This is a genomic window from Peribacillus sp. NPDC097225 (assembly GCF_044761955.1).
In the GTDB taxonomy this organism is placed as follows: domain Bacteria; phylum Bacillota; class Bacilli; order Bacillales; family DSM-1321; genus Peribacillus.
In genome coordinates, this window is the sequence record NZ_JBIWDJ010000025.1 from 1 (window position 1) to 1,089 (window position 1,089).

1 protein-coding gene is annotated in these 1,089 nt (G+C 62.2%); it reads left to right on the plus strand.

Translation table 11 applies throughout. From position 1 onward, the window contains the following. Positions 1-205: 205 nt before the first annotated feature. On the plus strand, positions 206-1,089 hold an 884-nt coding region (locus ACIQXH_RS20410), incomplete at its 3' end, for an IS256 family transposase (RefSeq protein ID WP_403125470.1).

A 1,089-nucleotide genomic window follows, 5' to 3' on the forward strand; every position in this document is an offset into this window, starting at 1 on the left:
CTCTGCAGTGGCTCGTCGACCGGTTCAACGGCGCACCCGCCCCGAGTAACTGCGGAAAATTCGCCCCCGGAAATTCCCTCGCCCCGCAAACACTCGTCGCCCCCGGCCATCCCGCATCTGTCTCCCCGACAGGATCGGGGAGTGTTTCTTAAACGGTGTTTCGGCCCGACACGCTGGGTGAATGCCCGGCGAGAAGGGTGCCGTGATGACGACACTGGATGATGTGACGAAGAAGAAGTCGACACCACCGTCGGCCGAGGAGGCGGCGGCAGCGGAGCTCGTGCGCTTGGCGAGAGAGCAGGGCCTGTCGCTGACGGGCCCGGATGGGCTGCTCAAGCAGTTCACCAAGACGGTCCTGGAAACGGCATTGAACGAGGAGATGACCGAGCATCTCGGGCACGACAAGAACCAGGCCAACCCGGATCGGGCATCAACAAATATCCGCAACGGCACTCGGTCGAAGACGGTACTGACCGAGTCGACCGGGCAGGTCCCGATCGAAGTCCCCCGAGACCGCGAAGGGACGTTCGAACCGCAGATCGTCAAGAAGCGGCAGCGTCGGCTCAACGGCGTTGATGAGATCGTTTTATCGTTGTACGCCAAAGGGTTAACGACTGGGGAGATCAGCGCGCACTTCGCTGAAATCTACGGTGCATCGGTCTCGAAGGAGACGATTTCTCGGATCACCGACAAGGTGATCGAGGAGATGCAGGATTGGTCTGCACGTCCGCTCGATGAGGTGTACGCCGCGATCTTCATCGATGCCATCGTGGTCAAGATCCGCGACGGCCAGGTCGCGAACAGGCCGATCTACGCGGCCATCGGGGTGAGCCTGGACGGGCGCCGCGACGTGCTTGGTTTGTGGGCCGGCACGGGCGGCGAGGGCGCCAAGTTCTGGATGAGCGTGCTCACTGACATCCGTAACCGTGGCACCAAAGACGTTTTCTTTCTCGTCTGCGACGGTCTCAAGGGCCTGCCGGAGGTTGTCGAGCATGTGTGGCCGGCCACCACGGTCCAGACCTGTGTGGTGCACCTGATCCGCAACACCTTTCGGCTCTCGGCACGTCAGCACTGGGACGCACTGAAGCG